Below are 26830 nucleotides of genomic sequence, written 5' to 3' on the forward strand. Positions count from 1 at the left end.
TGATGCAGCCAGGCTTAACGGGCCTTCAAAAAGGGCGAATGCGGCTGCGACGGATTGCCCCTCGAGGAACGAGCGCCGTCAGGGTCGAGGACCGCGCCGGGATGGCCGATAGGCGTCGATCTCGATCCCGTGGCGGCGCAGCTTGTCATAGAAGGTCTTGCGCGGCGTGCGCAGCAGGGCCATCGCCGTGCGCGCGTCGCCGTTGCAGGCGGCCAGGGTCTCGCGGATCGCCATGGCCTCGTAGCGCTCGACGCGTTCGGCCAGGCCGTCGGCCTGGACTCCCGTCCCGGTGTCCGGGGTGACCGCGGAGGTTAGCCCCAGGGCCACCCGCTCGGCGTAATGCGCCAGTTCCCGCACGTTGCCGGGCCAGTCATGACCCAGCAGGTGGTCGCGGACGGCGGCGGTGAGGCGCGGGACAGGCCGGCGGAATCGCGCCGCGGCCTCGGCCAGGAAGTGGCCGAACAGCATCGGCACGTCCTCGCGCCGTTCACGCAGCGGCGGCGCCACCAGGGTGACGACGTTCAGCCGATAATAGAGGTCGGCGCGGAACAGACCCTCGCGGACCCGTTCGGCCAGATCGACCTTGCCGGCGGCGATGATCCGCAAATCCAGGTGCCGGGGCTCGGCCGCGCCGATCGGCCAGATCTCGCGCTCCTCGACCACCCGCAGCAGCTTGGCCTGCATGGCCGGGGTGAGACCCTCGATCTCGTCGAGAAACAGCACGCCGCGATCGGCGTGCTCCAGGCGACCGATGCGGGGTCGGCCGCCGGCCACGCCGCCGGTCACCCCGAACAGCTCAGCCTCGAACACCGCCTCGGGCAGGGCGGCGCAGTTGACCGTGGCCATAGGGCGGCCACGGCGCGGGCCGCCGCGATGCAGGGCCTGGGCGACGAGGTCCTTGCCGACCCCGGTCTCGCCCTGGATCAGCACGTCGACCTCGGCCTCGGCCAGCTGGGCGATCGTGGCGCGCAGGCGCTGCATGACCGGCGCCTCGCCCAGCAGGGGTGAGCCGGTTGGCCCCTGGGACGCCGCCGCCTCCAGGCGCCGGTTGTCCAGCACCAGGCTCCGCTTTTCCAGGGCGCGCGCCAGGGCCGCCGCCAACCGCTCCATCGGGAACGGCTTGGAGACGAAGTCGTAGACCCCCTCCTTCAGGGCGGCGACGGCCATGGCCACGTCGCCGTGGCCGGTGATCAGCAGCACCGGGATGTCCGGGTCGATCGCCTGGATGCGCGCGAACAGCGCCAGGCCGTCCATGCCGGGCATGCGGACGTCGGAGACCACCACCCCGGGGAAATCACGCGACAGCGCCTTCAGCCCCGCGGGACCGTTGTCGAACGCCGTAACCTCGAAGCCGGCCAGCTCCAGCCCCTGGACGGCGGCCACCCGCAAGGCGTGGTCGTCGTCGATGAACAGGACCTTGCCGGCCGACGCGGTCATCGGTCGGCCTTGCGCAGGCTCAGGGTGAAGGTCGCGCCCTCCTCCGGGGCTGAGGCGGCGGTCAACTGGCCGCCGAAACCCGCCGCGATGTCGCGGGCGATGACCAGGCCCAGGCCCAGTCCTTGGGGCTTGGTGGTCAGGAACGGGGTGAACAGGCCGCGCTCGACCTCGGGGGCCAGGCCCGGGCCGTTGTCGCGGACGGCGATCTGCACGGTGTCGCCCGCGTCGCGCACCGTCAGGGTCACGAGCCCCTGCGGCCGGTGTTCCACCGCCTCGAAGGCGTTCTGCAGCAGATTGACCAGCACCTGCTCCAGCCGGATCCGCTCGCCCAAAACCGTCAGGCCCGACGCCTCGCCCTCGCGGACCAACCGTGCGTCGTGGCGGCGCGACCGACTGGCGGTCAGCAGGACCGAACCCTCGATGACCTCCGACACCAGGGTCGGTTCGACCCGGCCGTCGGCCTTGCGCGAGAAGGCCCGCAGTTCGTCGGTGATGCGGCCGATCCGTTCGGTCATGGCGGCGATGGCCACCAGGTTCTCCCGCGCCGTCTCCGGCTTGCCGCGGCCGATCAGCACCAAGCCGTTGTCGGCGTTGGCGCGGATGGCGGCCACCGGCTGGTTGATCTCGTGGGCCACCCCGGCGGCGATCTGGCCCAGAGCCGCCAGCTTATTCGCCTGGACGAGATCGGCCTGCAGCGCCCGCAGCCGGGTCTCGGTCCGCTGCCGCTCGTCAACCTCGCGCGACAGGGCCCGGTTGACCTGGGTCAGCTCCTGGGTGCGGACCTCCACCCGCCGTTCGAGCTCCGCCCGGGCCTCGCGCTCGCGCTGGGCGGCCAGCCGGATGCGCCGCCGCCGGATCCACAGCCAGAACAGCGCCGTGCAGAGCAGGATCCAGACCAGGGCGGTGATCCAGCGCGCCGCCGCGGCGGCCTGGTCGGCGGGCGTCGCGGCGGTCAGCAGGTGCAGCGTCCAGCCCGGCGCGACGTCGGGCAGCAGGGTTTCGACCTGGCGCTCGGCGCGGGCGACGTCGGTCCGCTGCACGCCGTCGCCGCCACGCGACTTCAGGGGCAAGGGCGCGAACGCCGCGTCGCCGAACTGGCCCTGTTTCCGCAGCGCCGCGCGCTCGTTCTCGGGCAAAGGGCGGCGCACCTGGAAGCGCCAGTCGGGCTGGCTGGTGATCAGCACCAGGCCGCGCGGATCGACCACGAAGGCCGGCTCGCCGATGGCCCGCCAGGCCGCCTCGACGCCGTCGAACTCCAGCTTGACCACCACCACGCCCAGCGGCCCGGCGCCCCCGTCCACCCGGCGGGCCAGGTAGAGGCCCGGCTTGCGGCTGACCGTGCCCAAGGCGAACTGCTCGGCCCGGCCCTGGCGCAGGGCCTCTGTGAAATAGGGGCGAAAGCCGTAGTTCGAGCCGACGAAGCTGGTCGGCTGGCGCCAGTTGCTGGCCGCGACGGTCACACCGTCGGCCGCGATCACATAGACGGCGGCGGCGCGGGCCTGGAGCCCCAGGGTCTCCAGCTTGCGCGACAGGGCGGCCAGCCGCTCGGGCGCGCGACTGGTCAGGGCCGCCTCCAGGTCGGCGTCGTCGGCCAGGACCAGCGGCAGGGCCCGCTGCTTGTCCAGTTCGCTGCGCAGCACCGCCGCGTGCAGCGCCGCCGAAGCCGTCGCCCGGGACCGCAACGTCGCCATGGCGCGATCCTGGACCAGCGCCCCGACCGTCCAGGCCAGGGCCAGGCCGATGGCGGCCGCCACCAGGGCCCAGGCCAACAGCCGCCGACGCGAGACCGGCGCGTCCGATGTTGATGTCGATACCAAGCCGACCTCCAGAGATCGTGCCATATACCACACAAACCGCGATCCTTGCGGGCGGAATATGATACAGCCGAGGCCGCGAAGCCCGTACCCTATGTTATTTTTACTGAACTAAATCAAAAGAGTACGTCAGGAGAAAGAAAACGGGCGGCGCGACCCTGAAAATTCCCGCACTCTAGGCCCAAGCGCCGAGCCTTCAAAGATGCGCGAGGAAACGAGCCCAGGAGCCCGCCGATGATCCCGCAGACCCCCGCCGCGCCGTCGCGCCCCGGCCGCTGGTACACCCACCTCTATGTCCAGGTGCTGATCGCCATCACCGCCGGCGCCCTGATCGGCCACTTCTATCCGCACTTCGGCGAGTCCCTCAAACCGCTGGGCGACGCCTTCATCAAGCTGGTGAAGATGGTCATCGCCCCGGTGATCTTCCTGACCGTGGTCACCGGCATCGCCGGCATGCGCGACCTGGGCAAGTTCGGCCGCGTGGTGCTGAAGGCCTTCGTCTACTTCTTCACCTTCTCCACCCTGGCCCTGATCCTGGGCATGATCGTCGCCAATGTCGTCCACCCCGGGGCCGGCATGAACATCGACCCGGCCAGCCTGCACAGCGACAAGGTCGCCGACTACGCGGCCAAGGCCCACGAGACGACGGTGGTCGGGTTCCTGAGCAACATCATCCCGGCCACGGTCACCGGCGCCTTCGCCGACGGCGACATCCTGCAGGTGCTGTTCTTCTCGATCCTGTTCGGCGTCGCCCTGGCCCTGGTCGGCGACAAGGGCCAGCCGGTGGTCGACCTGCTGGAATCGATTGCCCACGCCTTCTTCCGCCTGGTCGGCATCCTGATGAAGGCCGCCCCGCTGGGCGCCTTCGGGGCCTTCGCCTTCACCATCGGCAAATACGGCATCGGCTCGGTGATCAATCTGGCCGCTCTGGTCGGGACCTTCTACGCCACGTCCCTGGTGTTCGTGTTGGTGGTCCTGGGCGCGGTGGCGCGGTTCAACGGCTTCTCGATCCTGCGCCTGATCCGTTACCTGAAGAGCGAGCTGCTGCTGGTGCTGGGCACCAGCTCGTCGGAATCGGCCCTGCCCAGCCTGATCGACAAGCTGGAGCGGGCTGGCTGCGCCAAGCCCGTCGTCGGCCTGGTCGTGCCGACCGGCTATTCCTTCAACCTCGACGGCACCAACATCTACATGACCCTGGCGGCGCTGTTCATCGCCCAGGCCACCGGCGTCCACCTGTCGATCTGGGACCAGCTGCTGCTGCTGGGCGTGGCCATGCTCAGCTCCAAGGGCGCGGCCGGCGTCACCGGCGCGGGATTCATCACCCTGGCGGCCACCCTGTCGGTCGTGCCCTCGGTGCCGGTGGCCGGCATGGCCCTGATCCTCGGCGTCGACCGCTTCATGTCCGAGTGCCGGGCCCTGACCAACTTCATCGGCAACGCCGTGGCCACCATAGTCGTCAGCCGCTGGGAAAACGCCCTGGACAAGGACCAACTGGACGCCGCCCTGTCCGGCCATCCGGTCCCTTCGGACGTCGAACCCACGCCCGACCCCGCCGCCATCGCCGCCGAATAGGCGCTCCAGATCGGAGGCCGCCCCGGCGGCCTCCCCGCCCTTCCCGATCCCGACCACCAGCTCCCGGCGCACCGCGCCGGAGAGGGGGAGACTTGTCATGCGCGTTCTTTTCACCACCACCGCCCTGGTCGCCTTCGGCCTCGCCGGCGCGGCCCATGCCGAAGACTCCGACCTGGCCGCGCTGAAAGCGCAGATCCAGGCGCTGCAGGCGCGGCTCGACGTGCTCGAGCGCCAGGCCGCCGCGCCGCCTGCCGTCGCCCCGGCTCCGGCTCCGGCCGCCGCGCCGATCCAGACCCTGCCGTCCAAGCCAGCCGCCGAACCGATCCGCTGGGAGAACTCGCCGCGATTCACCGACCCGGCGTCGGGCGCGACCTTCAAGCTGCGGGGGCGGATGTCGCTGGACGCCGTGGACTCCACGACCGAGCGCGACGGCCTGGCCGACTACCACGCCCGGCAATTCCGGGCCCGCCAGCTGTTCCTCGGCGTCGAGGGCCAGACCGGCCGCTGGGCCTACCGGCTGGAGGGTGGCGCGGTCAGCGGCGGGGCCTGGGGCTGGGACGACGCCATCATCGAATACAAGCTCGACAGCCAGACCTCGATCCTGGCCGGCAACCAGAAGGCCGCCTCGCTGGAGGGCCTGACCTCGTTCAAGTCGACCACCTTCATGGAACGCGGCGCCTATGGCGACCTGATCGACGCCGGCTACACCCTGGCCCTGGAGGTGGTGCGAACCGGTCCCAACTGGTCGCTGTGGGCCGCCCTGCAGGGCGACAGCATCAACAAGGCCGACGTGACCGGGGGCTTCGACCCCAACCAGGCGGTCGAGCGGTCGGGCGCGACGGTGCGGGCGACCTGGTCGCCCAAGCTGTCGGAGAACGACCGCCTGCACCTGGGGGCCTGGGCGCGGCGGCGCGACCGCGGCGGCGAGACCGGCTTCACCTATTCGGCCGCCGCCAACACCGCCTTCCGGCCGCAGACCGCCTCGGGCGCGACCCTGTTGAGCACCGGCGCGGTCGGCGACGGCGACACCACCCTGGCCCTGGAAGGCGCCTGGGTGCACCGGGCCCTGTCGGTGCAGGGCGAGGCCGCGCGGATCAGGGTCGACCGGATCGCCACCAGCTTGAGCCCGACCCTGGGCGGCGACAATTTCGACATTGTCACCGCCTACGGCGCCGTCAGCTGGTTCCCGACCGGCGAGACCCGGCCCTACAACCCCAACGGCTCGTTCGGGCGGATCAAGGTGCTCCACCCGCTGGACAAGGGCGGCTTGGGGGCGGTGGAGCTGGCGGCCCGCTACGACTATGCCGACCTCACCGACATGGGGGCCAACACCGTGGTCGCCCCGTCGCTGCAGACTGGCCTGGGCACGGCAGGGATCTATCGCGGCGTGACGCTGGGGGCCAACTGGTACCCTTACAGCTATGTCCGGCTGACCGGGAACCTGACGCGGGCCAAGATCGACAACCGCAATATCGCCGGCTCGGAGCTCGACGCCGACGTCACCGTCGTCCAGGGCCGTTTGCAGGTGGAGTTCTAGGATCGGCGTTCCAGGCCGTGCGTGGTCCTCGTCCTTCGACAAGCTCAGGGTGAGGACCCTCTCGAGACCTAGCCGTAGAAAACCTCATCCTGAGCTTGTCGAAGGACGAGGTTTTCGGTCCCGGCGCCGAATGGCTCTCCAAACCGGGACGCGAACGGGAAACGCGTCCCTCGCGATCAGCGCCCGGTCGCCTCGATGATCGCCACGCCCCAGGGCGGCAGGTCGAGGGCCTGGCCGGCCTCGACCTTGCGTCCCGACAGCAACTCGGTCCCCGCCCCGGCTCCGCCCGCCAGGCGCTGCGGCGCGGCCGAATAGTTCAGCACGTAGCGCACCGCGCGGCCGTTCGACAGCTGGCCGCCGCGCACGATGACCGGGAACCGGGCCTGCGGAAGCTCGACGCCGGCGCGCCGGGCCTCGCCGGCCAGGATCTTCTCGATCACCGCGTCGGTCGGCATGAAGCCGACATAGGCGACCTCGCCCTTGCCGTAGGCGTTGCGGGTCATGGCCGCATAGGCCGGCCAGGAGGGATGCTTGTAGCGCGCCACGACGGTGGCCGTGGTCGGCGTCAGGAACTCCATCCACCAGCGGGCGGTGTTGTCCTTGTCGCCGACGGCGAAGGGGTCACCGTCCAGGGACACCCCCTCGGGCTTGGTGAACTGCTCGTAGCGGACGCCCGCCGCCTCGGTGATCCCGCCCGGCTGTGGCGTGTAGCGCACCTTGGTGTTCTCGTCGGTGAAGCCGCTCTTGAAGGTGTAGACTAGGTGGCCGCCGGCCTTGGCGTAGGCGTTCAGCCGGTCGATCTCGGCGTCGCTGGCCGCGTAGAGCGCGGGGACCACGATCAGTTGATAGTCCGACAGCGGCGTCTTGGAGCTGGGCGACAGGAAGTCGACCTCGACGTTCATCCGGTAGAGGGCGTCGTAATAGGGGCGCAGGACGTCGTTGTAGCCGACGTCCGAGCTGATCTTGAACGAGTCGAAGGCGCTCAGGGCAGTGTTGCTGACATAGATCGCGACGCGGTTGCGCTTCTTCATGTTGACCAGTTTCGGCCCCAGCCGCTTGAGGTCGGCGCCGATCGTCTTGGCCTCTTCGTAGACGGCGTTGGGCCGGTAGTCCTGCGAGAGCACCCCGCGCCAGTAGGTCTCGATGGCGTTGGACGTACTGGCCCAGTGCCAGTACTCGACCATGTTGGCGCCCGAGGCCAGGTGGCTGAAGGCCTGCAGCCGCAGCTGGCCGGGATAAGGCGTCCATTCGGGGAAGCCCTGGGCCTCGGTCTCCAGCACCAGGTAGTTCTGCCCGTCGCGCACGGACCGGCTCACGTCGCCGCCGAACGCGATCTCGGCGCCGGTCAGCTTGTCCTGGCTGGGGTGGTAGATGTCGACACCGGCCACATCCAGCGCCTTGGCCGCCTCCCAGTGGTTCACCTCGGGCTGCACGCCGAACGAATGGCCGCGCCAGGCGTAGTCGAAATTGTGGGTGATGAACTGGTCCGGTCGGGCGTGGGCCCGCACCAAGCCGGCCTGCCAGGCCAGGAAATCGGTGACCAGGCCGCGCTGGAACCGCGCGAAGGCGTTGGACAGGCTGGCGTTGATCGAGCCGTTGACCGACGGGAAGTCCTCCCAGCGGTTGATGCGGTTGCTCCAGTAGTCCAGGCCGTAGGCCTTGTTCAGGGCGTCCAGGTCGGGCCAGCGGCGCTTCATGTCGGCGACGAAGGCGGCCTGCACGTTGGGGCCGCTGGTGCCATAGGCCTTGGTCTCGTTGTCGACCTGGTAGCCGATGACCGCCGGGTGGTCCTTCACGTGGTCGACCAGGGCGACGATCACCCGCTCGGCGGCGCGGCGATAGTCGGGGTCGGTAATGTCCATGTTCTGCCGCCAGCCGTACTCGGCGCGGCCCTTCGGCGTGACGACCAGGACGTTGGGGTGCTCGCGGGCCAGCCAGGTGGGGACGGCGTAGGTCGGTGTGCCGACGATCACCTTGATGCCGTGCCGCTGCATGGCCGCCAGGGTCCGGTCGACATGGCTGAAGTCGAAGACGCCGGGCTGGGGCTCCAGCGTGCCCCAGGTGGACTCGGCGATGCGGACGACGGTGATCCCCGCCGCCTGCATCATCCGCGCGTCCTCCTCGACGCGGTCGGTCGGGGTGTATTCGTCGTAGTAGGCGACGCCGTAGAGGATGGTGTCGGGGAGGTCCGCCGCCGCCGCGATCCGGCCGCCGCCCAGCATGAACAGCAGCGCCAGCGCCACGGCCCGCAGGCGTCGATCGAAGTTCAGCATCCCGGCCTCCCGAGCCGTCCGTCAGTCGTCGGTATTGTAGAAGCCAGACCGGCCAGCGGCGACGCCGCTGGCCGGTCCTTGCATCATTCGCCGAAGCGGAAGCGCAGGCCCAGGCCGTAATAGCGGCCTTCGTAGCGGACATCGACCGGATAGGTGCGGTCGGGCTGGTAGTTGTTGATGTTCTCGAACGGCTTGGCCAGCAGGTTCGAGACGTCGGCGCTGATCGTCAAGTGCTTGGAGATGTCATAGCTCAGCGACGCGTCCAGGCGGGAGATCGCCTTGACCCCGACCCCCGTGTACTGCGAACCGTCGGGCGCCTGGCGATAGTAGTTCACCCACGGCGAGCGGCGATTGTACGAGATCCGCCCCGTCACGCCGTTACGCTCGTAGAACAGCGCGGCGTTGTAGGTCCACTTCGACAGGCCCGTGATCCGGACGTAGTCGGCGTCGCCGCCCAGCACCGTGGGAAACTGGTTCTTGCCGTCGATATAGGTGACGTTCCCCTGGACGCCGAAGCCCTTGAACGCCTCCGGCAGGAAGTCCAGGAAGGTCTGGGCGCCGACCTCGAAACCCTTGATCTTGCCCGCGCCGGAATTCTCCGGACGGTTGATCTCGATCAGGCCGTAGACGGGATCCTGGACACGCCGGGTGTAGTTGCTCGTGAAGCCGAACAGGTCGCGATAGAAGCCGGCGACGGTGATGCTGCCGGTGCTGGAGAAGTAGTACTCGGCGCTGACATCGTAGTTGTTGGACGTCAGCGGCAGGAGGTCGGGGTTGCCGCCCGAGCCGTAGGCGTTCGGCTGCGGAGGCGCGTTGGGATCGATGGGTTGCGTGGGGTCCCGAACCACCTGGGTGACGTTCAGGGATGGGTTGAGCGCGCCAAAATCGACGCGGGTGCGGGTCTGGGTGTAGCCGACGCGTAGCTGCAGCTTGTCGATCGGCCGGATCCGCAGGCTGACGTTCGGCAGGACGTCGGTGTAGTTCTGCCGGATCGTCCGCGGGATCAGGGACGTGACGCCATTGACCGAAACGCGCGAGGTGCCCGAAAACTCGCCGAGGGTCTGGACGACTCGGACGCCGATCACGCCGTCGAAGGCGACCGACCCGACATCGAAGTTGTACTTGGCCTGGGCGTACTCGGCGTAGCTCTGCTCGGTGGCGCTGAAGGCGCCGCCCTGGTCCAGCGGCACGTCGGGACTGCTGAACGCCTTCAGCGTGTCCTTGTAGCCTTGGTCATTGGGGTTGAGGGCCACCAGTTGCTGCAAGGCGGCGATGGAACGCTGTTGCAGGCCCGTGAAGTTCCCGGCGATGCCGTCACGCGTCGGCATCAGGTATTGGGTGAAGCCCTGCGAGTTGCCGCGGAACGGATCCGCGACCATCTGCAGTTCGCCCACGGGCAGGCCAGCCAGCGGCAGCTTCAGGGGCAGCACCCAGGCGTAGCGCGAGCCCTGGATCAACGAAGCGTCCCGATCAGTGAAGCGCAGGCCGAACTTGAGTTCCGGAAGCCACGAGGAGCCGGTGTTGAACACTGCGTCGCCGCGCCATTGGACCCCGCTGCCCTTGGCGATGTAGTGGCGCTCGTAATAGCCGCGCCAGAGATAGCTGGCGGGGTCGGCGGCGTTGAAGTTGGTGATGTCGAACGCCGCGCCGTCCTTTTCATTGAACTTCACGACGACGGTCGGCGGCGAAGCGAAGGCGCTGTCCAGGCTCCAGTTGCGGGCCTCGTACTCGCTGTCCTCGTAGGCCAGGTCGGTGGACAGGGTCAGGCGATCGCCGCGCCAGGTCGCCCCGACGGCGCCCTGGTAGGTGTTGGTGTGGTCGGCGCCGGTCGAACGATAGGCCTGCGGCGCAACGCCACCGGTCTTGGTGAAGCCCGCCGCCTGGTCGGTGGTCCCGGGGACCAGCGTGACGTTGGTCAGCGTGGGATCCTGCTGGACCGTCGAATCCCAGTCCCGCAGGTTGACGTCCAGGTTGTCGGTCGCCTGCCGGCCACGATAGCCCTGGTAGATGCCGTCGAAATAGACCTCCAGCTTGTCGTTCGGCCGCCACTGGAGGGCGATGTTCCCGGAAGGCCGGAAGCGCTTGCCGCCGTCGTTGTAGAGGCCGACCGAGTGCGGATAGCGGAAGCTATGGCCCACTGACGCTGGCGAAACGCTCGACGCGGGACTGACCGTGGAGATGTCCTGGTTGTTGTACCGCACGCCGTTGCGGTACTGCGACTGGGCGTAGGTGGCGTTGGCCAGGACGCCGATCTCGCCGATGGGCGTGTCCCAGCGGTTCGAAACCAGGATGTTGCCGTTCGGGTCGTACTTCTTGGTCTGGTCGTTATAGGTGCCGCGGACGCCGCCGCCGACGAACCAGTCCTTGAAGTCGAAGGGGCGACGGGTACGGACATTGATCAGGCCGGCCAGGCCCGGCTCGACGATGTCGGCCGTCCCGGACTTGTAGACCTCGATCCCCGCCAGCGCCTGGGCCGGGAAGTCCTGCAGCTGCACGCGGCGCAGCTCGGCGGTGAAGATCTCGCGGCCGTTATAGGTAGTGGCGACATCGGGCAGGCCGCGGATCAGCACGCGGTTGGCCTCGTCGCTGAAGCGCTCGACCTGCACGCCGGTGATGCGCGCCAGGGTCTCGGCCGCGGTGTTGTCCGGCAGCTTGCCGATGTCCTCGGCGACGACCGCGTCGAGGATGGCGTCGGAATTGCGCTTGATCTGCTGCGCCGACCGCAGGCTTTCCCGCAAACCGGTCACGACGACTTCGTCGACGGCCGAGGCTTCAGCGACGGGCTTGTCCGACGATTTATGGGCTGGCGGCGCGGTCTGGGCCGCGGCGGGCATGGCCAAAAGCGCCATCGGCGCGACCGACAGCATGAAAGCGAGACGTTTCATCGTTCCCCCTAGGTGAATAGGCCCGAGGTATTTTCCTCGTGACCGCCAATTGTCCGACCAAACCTGCCCGCACAGTCTCCGGCCGTCAACAAGTTTGTAATATTAATGCCATCAAGCAATCGGCCTGGAAATTTCGGAACGCTCGCGACGCACAGCGTTCTTGGCCCAGCGGCCATACGGGCCAGCGTTTTCGGCGTGTCGCCTTCCGGGGCACAGGTCATTTTCCGGGCTTCAAACCTCGCCCGACCGGTCGCGCAGCGCTCCGTCCAAGCCGTCATATACTCGGACAAAATTGGAACATTCTGAACCTTCAGGCGACGAATCGACCGGCCACAGCATCGGGGCTCCGTTGTCCGCTACGGAACGGAGGCCTGCGCGGTTTCGCCCCCTACGGACCCGCCGCCGAAACTCAGGAGAAGGAAAACCCGGCGCCGGTCTGCGCAGCGATGGGCGAAGTCACCCAGGTCGCGGGCCTGGCCATTTGGACCACGGCGTTGGCCGAAGTGTGGCGTCGCGCCCAGAACGGCGCGTCCGGCCAGCGCCGCTCCAGCCCATACCAGGCCGCCAAGTGGCGGACATAGGTCTGGCGGACCCGGTCCAGTTCGTCGACGTACTCCGCCGCCGCTCCGGCTTCACCCGATAGCAGGCGGTCGGCGGTCTCGGCCCCGGCGAGGCCGGTATAGAGGGCGTTGAACAGGCCCTGGGACGAGAGCGGATCGAAGGCCAGGGCGGCGTCGCCGACGGCGATCCAGTCGGGTCCCGCGGGCGGGGAAAGCGTGGCGCCATGGGCCGCGCAGTAGCCGGCGCCCGCGTCGTCCCAGCCGGCGCTGGCCAGCGCTCCCCCCAGCATGGCCAGGCTTCGGGCGCGCTCCAGCAGCGCCGCGCGGTCACGGACCAGGCGCGCCTGGGGCAGGTCCGCATCCGTGTGAAAGGCCAGCACGGCCTCGCCATGCGGAAGGGGCGCGGCGTACCACCAACCGCCCGCCTCCGCCTCGATCTGGGTGAGGCCGTCGGGCAGGTCGGCCCGCGCCCGCAGCCAGGCGCAGGCCAGACGATCGTCGGCGGCGCGACGCGATCCCAGGCCCGAGAGGAGGCGCGAGGCGCGGCCCGCCGCATCCACGATCAGGCGCGCGCCGAGATCCAGAACCTGGCCGCCCACGTCGAGGCGCAGGCGCCAGCCGGCACCGTCCCGGGCCAGGGCGAGGGGCCGGGCGGGCGCGAGCAGGATCGCGCCGCGGGCGACCGCCGTCGCCCGCAGCCGCCCTTCGAACCGCGCGCGGTCCAGGTGCCAGCCGTGGCCGTCGGGATCGGCCAGCGCGTCGCGCTCGACCGGGCTGGCCTCGCCCCAGACGCCCCGATGGGCATGGCGTGGGGCATGACCGTCCGCCGCGAAGCCCGTCCACAGGCCCATGTCGATCAGCAGGCGTCGCGCCGCGCCCGGCAGGGACTCGCCGATCCGGACGCGCGGCCCGGGCCAGCGGTCGACCAGCAGCACCCGCCGGAACGGGGCCAGGTTGAGGGCGGCGGTCGCCCCCGCCGGCCCGGCCCCGACGATGACGACGTCGTAGTCCGGCACGCTCGCCTACTTGAACTGCACCGGCAGGCCCAGGGGGAAGCGCCGGAACTTGTCGATCCCCGAGATGTCGACCTGCCGGTTGGTCCCCGGCGCGCCGGCGTGGGCGGCGCCTTGGTGGGCGGTCGACTTCAGGCTGCGCGGCCCCTTGCCGCTCTTGGGAATGACGTCGTGGATCGTCTTGCGGCGGTCTTCCACCTCGACGATCTTGGGGAAGGCGTCGCTGTCGCCGGGGCCCGGGAGAACCTCGACCACGCCCAGGTGGTCGAAATGCTCGATCATGTTGTTGATCTGGTCGGTGTAGCTGGTGGTCCCCAGCGGATCGATCCAGGCGGCCCGGTTGGCGAAGGCGGCGCGGCGCTCCGACAGCGGACGCTTCTCGTCCATCAGGATCTCGTAGTTCTCGCGCGTCATGACCTGGTCGGGCACCCGCGCCGGCCAGAAGGCGGGAACATAGGGGTCATAGGCGGCGTCGTAGCCCGAGCGGCAGCTGGCGCTGTCGGTCTGCCAGGGCACGGCCATCCAGCGGGTGATCCCGCCGGGGACCTGGCCGTAGAGCGGGCCGTTGGGAATCGTCATGCCGTCGCTGGTCAGCACCTCGCCAAGGTTCGGCGCCACCCAATCGGGCAGGACGTGAGCGAAGCGGAAAGGCTCCATGTACATCGTCGCCGTCCGAACCGGCCAGGTCATCTCGCAGCCCGGATGGAAGGCGTCGGCCAGGCAGAAGTCGAGCGCGGCCCTGGTCAGGACGTCGCCTTGCAGATGGACGGGGACCTGGTCGATCCGGCTGGGCGGCGCATAGGCCGGATCGTAATCGTCCTCGAAGTCGCCCATGGCCCACTGGTCCAGCATGGCGAGCTGACAGTCGCTGAGCGCGCAGTTCTGGCGCGGCGTCGGGGCCGGCGGAATGGCCATGGCGTCGCCATAGAGCCAGGGCCAGGGCTTGGGCGACCAGGAATCGACGTCGAAGCGGCGGAACGAATTGGCCAGGACGCGGCGGATCTCCTGGTTGGCCGGGCCCCGGTCGGCCAGCCTGGCCACGCCCTCGGGCGTCGAGACGTCGAACGCCCCGCGCCAGCCGAAGCCCGCCGCGAAGCCGGCGTTGACCCATTGCAGTCCGGCCAGCCGCTGGAAGATCGGCAGGATATCGTGAGTGAATGACGGACGCTTGGGCGCAGGCAGGGTCCCGGCCGTGATGGCGACGTCGCGCATCAGGTCCCACATGGTCCGCACCGACTTGCGCTGCGGGCCGAAGTTGGGCGGGGCCACCACCACCCAAGCCGGCACGACCTCGAGCGGCGTCCCGTTCAGCGAGACCTTGGCCGTGACCGGGCCGTCGGAGATGTCGTCGTACCAGCCCTCGTTGTTGGCGAAGGTGATGGCCCAGCTGCCGTCGCACGAGGCCGACTTGCCGTGGCCGCCCAGCACGATCAGCCGGCCTTCGGCGTCGGTCGAGACCTCGCCGAGATAGACCTTCTGCCCCATGAACTCGCCGTCGTCGAAGGTCTTGGGCCTGGCGTTGCGGCCGGCCACTTCGCGCGCGCCCGGCGTGATCGACAGACGTGACCGCTCGGTGACAGCCGCGTTGCGCAGCACGGTGGGCGGGGCCGAGGCCGCCTCCGGGATGTCCAGCGCCAGCTGGAAGCCGTACCAGGCCGACTTGGTGTTGGCCAATTCCACCGACCAGGCGATCTTGGCGTCGTCGCCCTCCCCCGTCAGCTCGCGGACGATCTGGCCCTTGGCGTTGATCCCATAGACCCGGAACCGCGCGGCCTGGCGCTTGAGCCGGCCCTTCTTGTCGCGATAGGCGCCGGGCGGCAGCGGCTCGGGATCGGGGGTTTCCGGACCCAGGTACCATTCGTCCGGACTGTTGCCGACCCGCGCGACGCCGATGGACGGGTAGATCGCCGCCTTGACGATGCAGGTGTCCGGCGGCGTTTCGGGCGGCAGGCGGACCTCGCGCGGCTGGGCCGGATCCCTCAGCGGCTGGCCGTTGGCCTCGTGGCGGGTGTCGGCGCTGGCGGCGTAGACGGCCTTGCGAACCGCCGCGATCGAGGATTCGGGAACCGGGGCCTGCTCGGGCGGCACGCGAAAGATGTTGAAAGCCAGGGACTGGCCGTACTCGGCCTGGCCGCGTTCCTCCACGTCCTGGCGGGGGATGACCAGGGTCGCCACCTGGATGAACGGACTTTCGGACTCCGGCCATTCGACCGTCGCCTCGTCTAGCGGCATGGTCTTCGGATGAGTCCGGCGCTGGACCATGAACCGGAAGCGGTAGTCGTCCTTGGACAGGCGGTTGGCCATGTCCACGGCCAGGTAGTCGGGCGCGTCGTTGGCCACGTTCTCGGGCGGGGTTTCGGGATCGAGGCGATACTTCACCGCCTGCTTCTGGCCCGCCCCGAACGGCAGGATGCCCCAGTAGGTGGTGGTCAGGACGCTGCCCTCGACCTTGGCCATCTCGTTGAGGATGCGGTTGGTCTTGGGGTGATGCGCCAGATAGGTCGGATAGTCGCCCTGGACCACGCCGGCATAGGTGAACTCGCACATCTCCTTGGCGTTATCGACGAAGAAGACGGGGTAGTTCTGCAGGATGAAATCAGCGGTGTCGCCGACGCCGCCGTAGGCCTTCTCGCCTGGCACGCCGAACACCTTCAGCCCGATCCCCACGGTCGACTGCAGGTCCGGCGAGGTGGGCGAGGTGTCGCTGGAGAACCGCATCCAGGCGGTCAGGTCATCATGGGCGAACACCCCGACCTTGAGGTCGGCCGGAATGTCCTTGGCGATCTCCAGCCGGCCATGGGCCACGCCGTGCAGCTTGCGGAACACCGGGCGTTCGGCGGGCCGCTGGCCCAGGCGGATGCGCTTCTTCTGAGCGATGCCGACGAACATCTCGATCAGGCGGTTGATCGGGTCGTCGCCGCAGTCGAAGCATGGCGGTATCGGCGGGTTCTTGTCGCTCATGGCTGCCCTCCCTGGCGCTCGCGCCTCAGGGGGACATGCGGCTCATGGTTGTGTCAATTGAAAGTTCGCGCCAAACTCCGCCGCGTCAAAACTCCAAAGGATCGTCACGCCATGGGTCGAGCGCCGGCGTCGGCGCGCCCGCCCCGGAACGCGCGATAGAAGCCGGCCGGGCCATGAACGGCAAAGCCCTCGGTCTCGGCCGATCGCGCCACCGGCCACACGCCCGACAGGCTTTTGCCGGCCTCGACCGTGTAATAGCGCGGACCGTTGCCGTCCCCGTCGCGGTAGACCGTGAACACCGCCCCGGCTTCGCCCCGGTTGGGAAACCGCAAGGTCAGCTGGTCGCCGGTCCAGTGCGCCTGGACCTCCAGATCGTAGGGCAGCGGCCGGGCCGGCCGGACGCCGGGCTCCTGGCGCGGCATCGCCGGCGGCTGGGCGTAGGTCGCCTTGGGCAGGCGACAGCTGGCGTCGCTGCGCGCCCTGAAGTCGCCGGTCTCGGGCAACTGCCGCAGCCAGCTGGTGTCGCGCCGCTGGGCCTCGGAAATGTCGAAGTCGAAGGCCGAGGTCAGGTCCCCGCACACCGCCCGTCGCCAGGGACCGATATTGGGCTCCGCCACCCCGAACCGCCGCTCCAGGAAGCGCAGCACCGAGGTGTGGTCGAAGACCTGCGAATTGACCCAACCGCCGCGCGTCCAAGGCGAGACGATCAGCATCGGCACCCGGAAGCCCAGGCCCACCGGTTCGCCGTGATAGTCCTCGCCACGCAGGTCGACCGTGCTGGCGCCCAAGTCCGGCCGGATCGCCGGGATCGGCGGCGGCACGTGGTCGAAGAAGCCGTCGTTCTCGTCATAGTTCAGGATGAAGACGGTCTTCTTCCAGACGTCAGGATTGGAGCCCAGGACCGCGACCAGCCGGGCGGTCAGGGTCTCGCCATAGGCCGGCGGCGCGTCGGGGTGCTCGCACAGCTTGAACGGCGCAACGATCCACGACACGGCCGGCAGGGTGTCGGCCGCGACGTCGGCGGCGAAGGCGTCGACCAGGTGCTGGCCCGTCGTTTCGGGGACGCTCTCCTTGGTCGAGCCCGCCACCCAGGCCCGGGCCCGCTGGTAGGCCACGGAGCCGCGGTCGAGATTGCGGTACATCGGGAAATAGGCCAGCGGGTTGTCGCTGTAGTTGTCGTACTCCTGGTAGACCTTCCAGCTGATCCCGGCCGCCTCCAGGCGCGCGGCATAGGGCGTCCAGGCGTAGCCGGGGAAGGCTGGGTCGTCCTTGGCCATGTCGGCGCAGCCGTTGTCGTCCGAGCCGTCGTTGGTGACGGCCGAGACCGTGACCTGCCCGACGCTGAGGCCGTTGGTTCCCGAAAACAGGAACAGGCGGTTGGGGCCGGTCGGTCCATGCACCGAGGCGTGATAGGCGTCGCAGATCGTGAAGGCGTCGGCCAGGGCGTAGTAGTAGGGGATGTCCTCACGCGTGAGGTGGCCCATGCTCATCGGGCCCTTCTCGGGCATCCAGACGTCGTAGTTCTTCCAGCGGTCGTGGCTGCCCTTCCAACTGTGGTCGAGGCCGGTGAGGCATTGGGCGGCGGTGGCGCCCGTGTTCAGCCGGAACGGCATGATGGTCTCGCCGCCGTCCTTTTCCAGCTGCTTCTGCATCCAGACAGGATCGCCGTTCGGCTTCAGTACGGGGTGTGGATCGTCGAAGCCGCGCACGCCGCGCAGCGCCCCGAAATAGTGGTCGAACGAGCGGTTCTCCTGCATCAGGATGACCACGTGCTCGACGTCCTGGATCGAACCCCGCCCGGACGCTGTCGCCCGGGCGGGGCCGCTGGCCACCGTCGCGCCCAGGGCCGCACCCGAAGCGGTCTTCATGAAACGGCGTCGGGTGAAGGGCATGGAACGCTCCGGTTGGGCCGCTTCGCTAGGGGGAGCACGAAGCGGCCGGGCGAGGAAAGGATCAGAAGCTATAGGCCGCTGATATGAAGGCGTTACGACCGGACGAGACCAGTTGCGGGATCGTCCCGCTGTCGCGGCCGACCGTCCGGTAGTAGCCGTAGTCGTTGAGCAGGTTCGAGGCCGACAGGGTCAGCTTCAGACCGCTCTGGAACTGGTAGGCGACGCTGGCGTCCAGGGTGCGGGTGGCGCGCTGCCACTCGTTGAGATCCGCGCCGCCGTAGTCGCCGAACCGGTAGCTGACCAGGGTCGGACCTCCATAGCGATAGGCCAGGCTCGCGGTCAGGCCGTCGCGGTCATAGAACAGCGAAGCGTTGTAGAGCAGATCCGGCGAGCCCTGCATCCGCATGCCGCTGTCGGTGTCCGGATCCTTCAGGTCGACCTTCGAGCGCTGCAGGGTCAGGTTGCCGCTGACGCCTAGGCCGCCCAGCCAGCCTTGCAGTTCGGTGAACTGGCGCCGTCCGGACACCTCAAGGCCGTAGACCCGCGCGTCCCCGCCGTTCTCGGGGCGGCTGATCGAGGAGATCCCCGTCTGGGCCACGGCCTGGGCGCGGTAGGTGTTGCCGCGATCGTAGAGGTAGTTGGACAGGTCCTTCAGGAACAGCCCGACCATGACCTGGGTCCCGCTGGCGCCGGCGTGCTCGTACGAGACGTCGTAGTTGACCGCCGAGATCGCCTTGAGGTTCGGATTGCCCTCGGTGATGTCGATCGAGCCGTCGGGATTGAGCGTGGTTCGCCGGCCGCCGGCCAGCTGGAAGAAGGCCGGCCGCACATAGCTGCGCCAGATCGAGGCCCGCACCACCGTCTCGGCGTCGGGACGGTAGTTGGCGTGCACGCTGGGCAGCACGAAATCGTATGTTGTCCGGTTGGAGGCGAAGGCCGAAGCCCCGGCGCTGTCGTCCGGATTGGTGACCTGGTTCCAGAACGTGTCGTGGATCTCGGTGTGCTCGTAGCGCAGGCCCGGCTGCACCTCGACGACGCCGAGCTTGAGATTGGCCAGCACGTAGACGGACGAGACCTTTTCCGTGCCCGACATGGTGTTCTTGTTGAAGTCGTCGGCCGACAGGGCCTGGGCCTTGGACAGCCTGGCCATCAGGTCGGTCAGGGCCGCGCCGTCGCCGATCGGCAGGGCGTAGGGGTAGACGCCCTTGATGGTCTGGCCCAGCGTCCGGTCGATCAATGGACTGTCGGCCAGGGTCGAGCCCGCCGGATAGGGATTGAGCCCGCTGTAGTCGCGTGAACTGGTCTCCCGGCGGCTCTCGACATATTTCGCGCCGAACGCCAGGTCGCGCAGCACGTCGCCATCGACGTCGTAGTGGAAGTCGACCTTGCCGCCGGTCTTGCGCTGCTCGCTGTGCGAGCTGGTGAATTCGCCGCTGTCCTCGCCGACCAGGAACAGGCGGCTGTCGTTCAGTCGCGCCAGCTGGGCGGGCGTCAGCTGCGGAATGGGGTAGCGGTCGCGATAGGTCACCGTGAACGGGCCGTTGAGGTCGTGGTCGGCGTCGGTCTGGTAGGTGATCTCGGCGTGGTCGGGGGCCGAGTTCTCGCCCCAGCTGTAGAAGGCGTTGTAGTCCACGGTCAGGCGGCCGAACTTCGACTGGCCGCCCAGCTGGAACGAGTCCAGCTCCGACACCTCCGGCGAGGTCTCGAACCAGTAGTGATATTCGCCGTCGTCCTCGGCATTCTGGTACAGGCCGTCGGGTCGCAGCACCCCGGCCGAATAGCCGTCGGCCTGGACGCTCTTCTGGTAGACCTCCTGGTCGATGTTCGAGCGGGCGAAGCTGCCGCGGGCGTAGAGCGTCGTGCGTTCGCCCTCCCAGTCCAGCGAAGCGATGGCCCCATAGCGTCTCTGCTGGCCGCGCGTGAACTGGGCGTTGAGGCTGGTCAGCAGCAGGTTGTCGCTCTTGTCCATGCCGACCGGGTTGCTGCCCTGCTCGCCGTCGGAGATGGCGTGTTCCCACTGGCCGGCCTGGTAGTCCTGCATGGTCGAGGCGAAGTTGCGCTTGCCGTAATAGGCCGTGGCGTAGATCCCGAACCGGCTGTCGGCGCCGAACCGACGCGCCAGTTCCGCCTGGGCCAGGCCCGAGCCGCCCTTGAGGCCGTAGCGCAACGGCAACTGCGCCAGGCCGGCCTGGACGTAGATCCGGGTCATCGGGTCCTTGAAGTCCAGGCCGGTCGGGGTGCGGAAGTCGATCGTGCCGCCGATGGCGTCGCCGTCCATGTCGGCGGTCGAGGTCTTGGACACCACGATCCGGTCCAGGCCGACCGGCGGCAGCAGGCTCAGTTCGATCTGGCGGCTGTAGGGCATGCCCTGGGCGGCGTTGACGCCGTTGAGCAGGTTGACGTTGTAGGCGCCGTTCAGGCCGCGCAGGCTGACGAAGGAGCCTTCGCCCCGTCCCGCGGCGTCGACGCCGTGGTGGTTGCCTTGCGACGGCGAACCCATGTTGTCGGTGGGGGAAACCGAGACGCCGGGCAGACGGGCCAGCGCGTCGACCACGTTCTGATCGGGATTGCGCTGGATCTGGTCGGCCGACAGCACGTTGGTGGCGCCGATCGCCTCGACCTGCTGGGCGGCGCTGGCGTTGCGCTTGCCGTTGACGACCACCGCCGAGACGTCGCCGCCGCCGTCGTCGTTCAGGTCCGCCGCGTGCGCCGCCGGGCCCAGGGTCGCCAGGAGCAGGACGCCGGCGGCGCTTCCGGCCAGCCAGGCGCCGCGCGAACGCCGCGCGTGATCGGCGCGAGGGTCGTCGAGACCGCCGAAGGTCGATCGGGTCATGGTGTCACCAGCTCAGGCGCGGCCCCCCAGCGGGTCCGTCTGTCGGCGCCCTCCTTAGGGACCCTCCGCGTCAGTTCTGCGACAATTCTGACTGAAACATGCGTAGATCGCGCGATATCCACATTTTGTGCTCACAACTCGTGGAAATCTGCGCGCGATTCACCGTGGCCTTGACGTGTTGCGTACAACTCCGTCATTTCTCCGTCAGTTTCGGGGAGCAAGCATGACCAAGCGACGGGTTCGGCAACAGGCGATCATCGCCCGTGTCCAGGCGGCCGGCGCCTATGCGGTTCGCGACCTGGCCCAGGAACTCCAGGTTTCCGAGGAGACCATCCGCCGCGAGCTCAAGGTGCTGGAAGCCAGCGGCGCCATCTCCAAGGGCCATGGCGCGGTCAGCCTGCCGCTGGGCGCGGTGGAGGGGCCGTTCGAGCTGCGGCTGCGGGAGAACGCCGAGGCCAAGCAGCGCATCGCCCGGGCCGTCGCCGGCCTGGTTCCCGACGGCGGCATCGTCCATATCGACAGCGGCACGACCAGCTACTACGTCGCCAAGGCCCTGCGCCAGCACAGGTCCCTGACCGTGATCACCAATTCGGTGGCGGTGAGCGCCGAACTGGGCGGCCGCAATGACAACAGGGTCTTCCTGTCGGGCGGCGAGCTCGACTACCAGTACAAGGCCTTCTTCGACCACCGCAGCTGCGACTACCTGGCCCAGTTCACGCCGACCCTGGCCGTGCTGTCGGTGGGAGCGATCAGCCGCGACCAGGGACTGATGGACTTCCATTCGGGCGAGGCCGCCGCCAACCGGATCGTCTATGGCAAGGCCCGCACGGTGATCCTGGCCGCCGACGCCAGCAAGTTCGACCGCTACGGCCTGATCCGGACGGCCCACCTGACCGATGTCGACGTGCTGGTCACGGACCAGCCCCTGACGCCCGAGTACGCCGAAGCGTTCACCCACGCGCGGATCGTGGTGGCCTGAGCGTCGCCGACGGATCCTTCGCTCGCGTCGCCCCGCTTGAAACCGTCGCCGCAATCGCGTTCACATCCTCGCGCGCCACACGGGGAGACGCCGCGCCTTGACCGAAGCTCTGATCGTTCGCGGCCTCGACAAGACCTTCACCAGGCCGGCGGTCATGGACCTGGACCTCACCGTCCATGCCGGCGAGCTCTACGCCCTGCTGGGACCGAACGGGGCGGGCAAGACCACCACCCTGCGGATGGTGGCCGGCCTGACCAAGCCCGACAAGGGCGCCATCAGCATCTTCGGGATCGACGCCCGGGCCGACCCGGCCGCCGCCAAGGCGATCACCGCCTGGGCCCCGGACGAGGCCATGGTCTATGACCGGCTGACGCCGCTGGAATATCTGGAGTTCGTCGCCGGCCTCTGGAACGTCGAGCCCAAGGCGGCCAAGGCCAGGGCCGAGGACCTGCTGGCCAAGCTGGGCCTGGCGGCCGAGGCCCGCACCCGCTGCGAGGGCTTCTCGCGCGGCATGAAGCAGAAGGTGGCCCTGGCCGGAGCCCTGATCCACGACCCGCGCCTGCTGATCCTGGACGAGCCGCTGACCGGCCTGGACGCCGCCGCCGCCCGCCTGGTCAAGGACATGCTGCAGGAACGCGTCGACGCCGGCGGCACGGTGATCCTGACCACCCACATCCTGGAGGTGGCCGAGCGGATGGCCGACCGCATCGGCATCATCGCCGGCGGCCGCCTGTTGGCCGAGGGCACGCTGGACGCCCTGCGCGGCCAGGCAGGCGAAGGCCGGGGAAACTCCAGCCTGGAGGACGTCTTCCTGCAGTTGACCGCCAGCGACGCCGGCGGAGACGCCCCGAGACCCTGGGCGTGACCCTGGCCGCGCCCGGCTCCATCCCCTGGCTGCTGGCCCACGAGATGCGGCTGTACTGGCGCAACTTCCGCGCCGGCCGGGCCGGCAAGGGCTCGCGCGGCTTGGTCAGCCTGCTGGTCGTGGCGACGATCCTGCTGGCGGCCGGCGTTCTGGCGGCCCTGGGGCTGCACGACATCCAGATTCCGATCAACCCGATCTCGATCAGCCTGGCGGCCCTGGCCAGCGCCGTGATCTTCACCCTGATGCTGTCTCAAACCTTGAGCGCGTCGAGCGAGGCGCTGTACGAGCGGGGCGACCTGGACCTGCTGTTCTCCTCGCCGATCGGGCCGGCCAAGGTGCTGTTCGTCCGCTCGCTGGGCGTGGCGGGCGGAGTGATCACCATCTTCCTGATCCTGGTGACGCCGCTGCTGCTGCCGTCGGTGATCTGGGGCCATCCCGGCTGGATCGGGGTGTTCGGCGTGCTCGGGGCCCTGGCCCTGGCTTCCACCGCCGTCGGCCTGCTGCTGGCCATGGCGCTGTTCGCCTTGATCGGCCCGCGCCGCACCCGCACCGTGGCCCAGGTGATGGCGGCCCTGGTGGGCGCCGCCTTCTTCCTGGTCAGCCAGACCCGCACCCTCCTGGGCGAGCAGAAGAGCAACAGCCTGTTCGCCGAGATCACCCGCCAGGCGCAGGAGGGACGGCTGCATCCGACGCCGGTCATCAGCTTGCCGCTGCGGGCCATGCTGGGCCAACCCCTGCCGCTGCTGGCCTTGCTGGCCGCGTCGGCGGCGCTGTTCGCCATGGCCGCCCTGACCCTGGGCCGGCGGTTCTCCGACGCCGCGGCCGCCACCCAGGGCAAGACCGCGGCGCGACCGGCCCGGGCGGGCGGCAGGAAGGCCCGCCGCGCCTTCGCCGCTGGACCATTCCTCGCCATTCTGCGCAAGGAGCTGCTGCTGATCGGGCGTGACGCGGCCCTGCTGTCGCAGGTGCTGCTGCGGGTGCTCTATCTGATCCCCACGGCGCTGTTGCTCAGCCGCAACGCCGCGCACGGGACGGGTGCGGCCCTGGCCGGCGGGGCCGGGGTAGTGGCGTTCCTGGCCGGACAGGTGGCCGGAAGCCTCGCCTGGATCACCCTGTCGGCCGAGGAGGCGCCTGACCTCCTGGCCGTGTCGCCGGCCAGGATCCGCACCCTGCGCCGCGCCAAGATCGTCGCCGCCCTGGTTCCGGTGGCGCTGTTCCTGGTCCTGCCGATCGCGGTTCTGGCCTGGTTCGCGCCCGCCGCCGGAGCCTGGACGGCCCTCGGCGCCGCCCTGGCGGCCTGGAGCAGCGGCCTGATCAACATCTGGCACCAGCGGCCGGGCAAGCGCTCGGAGTTCAAGCGGCGCGGCGCGGCTTCATGGATGGCCACGGTCGCCGAGATGCTGGTCTCGGCCCTGCTGGCCGGGGCGACCGGCATCGCCGTGGCCGGCTTCTCGCCCTGGGCCCTGATCCCGCTGGGCCTGGCCGGCGCGGCCCTGCTGAGCCTGCGGCGCAGCGACGCCCAGATCGCCCGGAACCTCCGAACACGGTAAAGCGGCTGTTCAGGGTTTTACCCGATTTTCGCCGGGAAGGCGCGCGGCTAGGGTCTATGTCGGGTCGGGGACATAGAATTCGAGAGCACCATGCCCGCCGCGCCCGCGACGTCCCGCGCCCGCAACCGCCGAGAACACCACAAGGAATCCAAGGCCTTGGTGGTGGCGACCAGCGCGCTGCAACTGGCCCTGGTGGTGCTGGTCTGGCTGCTGGCCCTGGTCCCGGTGGCCGTGATGGCCCTGGTCGCCGTCGCGATCGGCGCCCTGAAGCCCGTACCCGCCAAGGCGCCGGCGCCGGTCGATTCCTGATCCGTCCTACCCGTCCAGCGCCGCCTCGATCCGGCACACGACCCCGTCCGGTTTGAAGTCGATCCGCGCCTCGCCCGACAGCTCCGCCGCCAGGCCGCGCTCGATCAGTCGCGAGCCGAAGCCCCGCCGGGTCGGCGGCTGGACCGGCGGCCCGCCGGTCTCGGTCCAGGTCAGGACCAGGCGGGGCTGGGCGGGGCCCGGGACCACGGTCCAGGCGATCCGCACCTGGCCCTGCGGCGTCGACAGCGCCCCGTACTTGACGGCGTTGGTCGCCAGCTCGTGCAGCACCATCGATAGCGACAGGGCCATCCGCGGCGACAGCCGCACCGGCTGGCCGATGATCGCGAACCGCTCGGGCCCGCCGTGCAGCACCTCCAGCCGGTTCAGCAGGTCCAGCAGGTCGGCGCCTTCCCAGTTCTCGCGGGTCAGCAGGTCGTGGGCCTCGGCCAGGGCGACGATGCGGGCCGAGAACGCCTCCAGGGCCTGGGGCAGGGAGCGGGCGGCGTGGAAGGTCTGGGCGGCGATCGCCTGGATCGTGGCCAGCGAGTTCTTCACCCGATGGTTCAGCTCGTTGACCAGCAGCCGCAGGTGCAGCTCGGCCCGTTTGCGCTCGGTGATGTCGACCGTGGCGCCGACCACGCGGGTCGGCCTGCCCGCCTCGTCGAAGAAGCCCCGCCCCTTGGCCGAGATCCAGCGCTCCAGGCCGTCGTTGCGGCCGATCGTGCGATATTCGACGTCGATGTCGGCGCGCAGGGCCGGGTTCATCGCCGCCAGCAAGGCCTGGCGCGTGGCCTCGCGGTCCTCGGGGTGCATAGCGGCGTAGAAGTCGTCCAGCCCGACCTCCGCCCCGGGGGTGATGCCGAACATGTCGTACCCGCGGTCCGACCAGCGCAACTGGCGCTTGCGAACGTCGAAGTCCCAGGTGCCGACATTGCCGGCGTCCAGGGCCAGGGCCATGGTCGCCTCGCGCAGCACCTGGTCGGCCTCGGCCTCCTTGCGCTCGGTCACGTCGGAAACCACGCCGACGAAGCGCACGCACTGGCCTTCGTGGAAGAAGGCGCGGCCGAACGTCTCGATCCAGCGGGTCGCCCCGTCGCGATCGCGCCGGATCCGATATTCGCGGTTGATCGTATTGTCGCTGGCCGGATCCAGGGCGACCCGCACGGCGTCCATCAGGGCCGGCAGGTCGTCGGGGTGGACCAGACGTTCGAAGGCCTCGGGCGGGTTCTCGATCACGCCGTCCGGCAGGCCGTAGATCTCGCGGCAGCGCTTGTCCCAGAAGCGCTCGCCGGTCTGGGGATTGTGGTCCCAGCGGCCCAGGCCCGCGGCGTCGACGGCGATGCGCAGGTCAGCCTGAGCGGCTTCGAGGGCCTGCTCGGTGCGCTTGCGCCCGGTGATGTCGACCATTACCCCGCGATGACGGACGGCCCAGCCCTTGGCGTCACGCTCGACCCGGCCGCGGGTCTGCACCCATTTGACCGAGCCGTCGGCCTGGATCAGCCGGTACTCCTCCAGGAACTCGCTGGTGGTCTTCAGGCTGGTTCGGCCCGACCTGAGCAGCCGGTCGAAATCGTCGGGATGCAGAGCCTTGGTGAATTCGGACAGTGGCGCGCCCTGAGCCGCCCGCTCCGGATCGACATTGTGGAACACTGCGTAACGGGCGTCGGCATAGACCTTGTCGGCGACGATGTCCCAGTCCCAGGTGCCCACCCCGCTGGCCGCCTGCAGGGCCAGTTGATAGCGCTCCTCGCTGGCCCGCAGCGCCTGTTCGGTCCGCACCTTCCGCGTGACATCGGTCAGGGCGATCAGCACCCCGCCGACACCCGAGGGCGCGGCCGCGTCGGGCATCGGGCTGAGGCGGATGGTGAAATAGCCCTCGCTGACCGAGCCGTCCGGATGGGTGGTCGAGAGCGGCAGCTCCTCGATGATCGCGCCGCCGCTGGCGCCCGCCAGGACGGCGCGCTCCGGCTCCTCGGACTCGGCGGCCGAGGTGGGCGGGGCCTCGGCGAAGGTCTTGCCAAGGACGCGGGGATGGCGCTCGCCCAGCATCGGCGCATAGGCGTCGTTATAGATCAGCACCAGCTCGGGGCCCCAGCGCAGGGCGCTGGGAAACCGGCTGGCGACGATCATGTCGACAGCGAAGCTCAGGCTGGGCGACCAGGCGGCGCGTGATCCGAGCGGCGTCGCCGCCCAGTCGAACGCGTCGATCCGCTCTCGCATTTCGCCCGGCGCGGACGTCCCGACGACGAGCCCCCGATCACGGGTGTTCACCATGCCCGTGTTCCTTCCCGACCGCGACAACGGCCAAGGTGCAGCAGACCTCATGGCCGGCGAGGTTTCAAGCACGGCG

Annotated in this window: 15 protein-coding genes; 6 read left to right on the top strand and 9 right to left on the bottom strand. The window is 69.4% G+C overall.

The window, feature by feature from the left end; all coding sequences use genetic code 11:
* Positions 1 to 78: 78 nt before the first annotated feature.
* Together ASD47_RS03480 and ASD47_RS03485 are read right to left on the bottom strand one after the other, a co-directional pair.
* Positions 79 to 1437, bottom strand: coding sequence for a sigma-54 dependent transcriptional regulator (locus ASD47_RS03480; protein ID WP_056751729.1), 1359 nt, complete (start codon positions 1435 to 1437; stop codon positions 79 to 81).
* Positions 1434 to 3254: an ATP-binding protein gene (locus ASD47_RS03485; RefSeq protein WP_056751732.1), complete on the bottom strand. Its 1821-nt coding sequence runs from the start codon at positions 3252 to 3254 to the stop codon at positions 1434 to 1436. Before ASD47_RS03485 ends, ASD47_RS03480 begins: the two co-directional genes overlap by 4 nt.
* Before the next feature lie 231 nt (positions 3255 to 3485).
* On the opposite strand from ASD47_RS03485, the gene ASD47_RS03490 reads away from it, so the two are divergent.
* The gene (locus tag ASD47_RS03490; RefSeq protein WP_056751734.1) at positions 3486 to 4823 is read left to right on the top strand and encodes a dicarboxylate/amino acid:cation symporter; all 1338 of its coding nucleotides are present in this window, start codon (positions 3486 to 3488) and stop codon (positions 4821 to 4823) included.
* A 97-nt stretch (positions 4824 to 4920) separates the two neighbouring features.
* Positions 4921 to 6360: an OprO/OprP family phosphate-selective porin gene (locus ASD47_RS03495; RefSeq protein ID WP_056751736.1), complete on the top strand. Its 1440-nt coding sequence runs from the start codon at positions 4921 to 4923 to the stop codon at positions 6358 to 6360.
* Between the two features lie 176 nt (positions 6361 to 6536).
* Here the strand turns inward: ASD47_RS03495 and ASD47_RS03500 are convergent, their stop codons facing one another.
* The 6 genes from ASD47_RS03500 to ASD47_RS03525 all read right to left on the bottom strand — a co-directional run bounded on the left by ASD47_RS03500 (position 6537) and on the right by ASD47_RS03525 (position 20777).
* Positions 6537 to 8633: a beta-galactosidase gene (locus tag ASD47_RS03500; RefSeq protein ID WP_056751740.1), complete on the bottom strand. Its 2097-nt coding sequence runs from the start codon at positions 8631 to 8633 to the stop codon at positions 6537 to 6539.
* 83 nt (positions 8634 to 8716) lie between these two features.
* The gene (locus tag ASD47_RS03505; RefSeq protein ID WP_235525748.1) at positions 8717 to 11518 is read right to left on the bottom strand and encodes a TonB-dependent receptor; all 2802 of its coding nucleotides are present in this window, start codon (positions 11516 to 11518) and stop codon (positions 8717 to 8719) included.
* Between the two features lie 409 nt (positions 11519 to 11927).
* A complete protein-coding gene (locus tag ASD47_RS03510) occupies positions 11928 to 13094 on the bottom strand; it encodes a tryptophan 7-halogenase (protein WP_082564440.1) in 1167 nt (388 codons plus the stop codon).
* Between the two features lie 6 nt (positions 13095 to 13100).
* Positions 13101 to 16052 carry a LodA/GoxA family CTQ-dependent oxidase gene (locus ASD47_RS03515; protein WP_056751745.1) on the bottom strand — a complete coding sequence of 984 codons (2952 nt, stop codon included), beginning with the start codon at positions 16050 to 16052 and terminating at the stop codon, positions 13101 to 13103.
* Positions 16053 to 16156: 104 nt separating this feature from the next.
* The gene (locus ASD47_RS03520) at positions 16157 to 17944 is read right to left on the bottom strand and encodes a phosphocholine-specific phospholipase C (protein WP_056751747.1); all 1788 of its coding nucleotides are present in this window, start codon (positions 17942 to 17944) and stop codon (positions 16157 to 16159) included.
* A 61-nt stretch (positions 17945 to 18005) separates the two neighbouring features.
* Positions 18006 to 20777: a TonB-dependent receptor gene (locus ASD47_RS03525; protein ID WP_056751751.1), complete on the bottom strand. Its 2772-nt coding sequence runs from the start codon at positions 20775 to 20777 to the stop codon at positions 18006 to 18008.
* A 223-nt stretch (positions 20778 to 21000) separates the two neighbouring features.
* Between ASD47_RS03525 and ASD47_RS03530 the strand changes: the two genes are divergently transcribed.
* The 4 genes from ASD47_RS03530 to ASD47_RS03545 all read left to right on the top strand — a co-directional run bounded on the left by ASD47_RS03530 (position 21001) and on the right by ASD47_RS03545 (position 24480).
* Complete coding sequence (locus ASD47_RS03530) at positions 21001 to 21756, top strand: DeoR/GlpR family DNA-binding transcription regulator (RefSeq protein ID WP_056751754.1); 756 nt, start codon at positions 21001 to 21003, stop codon at positions 21754 to 21756.
* 154 nt (positions 21757 to 21910) lie between these two features.
* Positions 21911 to 22621, top strand: coding sequence for an ABC transporter ATP-binding protein (locus ASD47_RS03535; RefSeq protein ID WP_235525751.1), 711 nt, complete (start codon positions 21911 to 21913; stop codon positions 22619 to 22621).
* Positions 22618 to 24171, top strand: coding sequence for a hypothetical protein (locus tag ASD47_RS03540; protein WP_056751759.1), 1554 nt, complete (start codon positions 22618 to 22620; stop codon positions 24169 to 24171). The genes ASD47_RS03535 and ASD47_RS03540 overlap by 4 nt, the downstream gene beginning before the upstream one ends.
* A gap of 90 nt (positions 24172 to 24261) precedes the next feature.
* The gene (locus ASD47_RS03545) at positions 24262 to 24480 is read left to right on the top strand and encodes a hypothetical protein (protein ID WP_056751763.1); all 219 of its coding nucleotides are present in this window, start codon (positions 24262 to 24264) and stop codon (positions 24478 to 24480) included.
* Positions 24481 to 24486: 6 nt separating this feature from the next.
* Here the strand turns inward: ASD47_RS03545 and ASD47_RS03550 are convergent, their stop codons facing one another.
* Positions 24487 to 26754: a PAS domain-containing protein gene (locus tag ASD47_RS03550; protein WP_056751766.1), complete on the bottom strand. Its 2268-nt coding sequence runs from the start codon at positions 26752 to 26754 to the stop codon at positions 24487 to 24489.
* Between the last annotated feature and the right edge of the window lie 76 nt (positions 26755 to 26830).

It is taken from the genome of Caulobacter sp. Root1472 (assembly GCF_001426985.1).
Lineage (GTDB): Bacteria > Pseudomonadota > Alphaproteobacteria > Caulobacterales > Caulobacteraceae > Caulobacter > Caulobacter rhizosphaerae.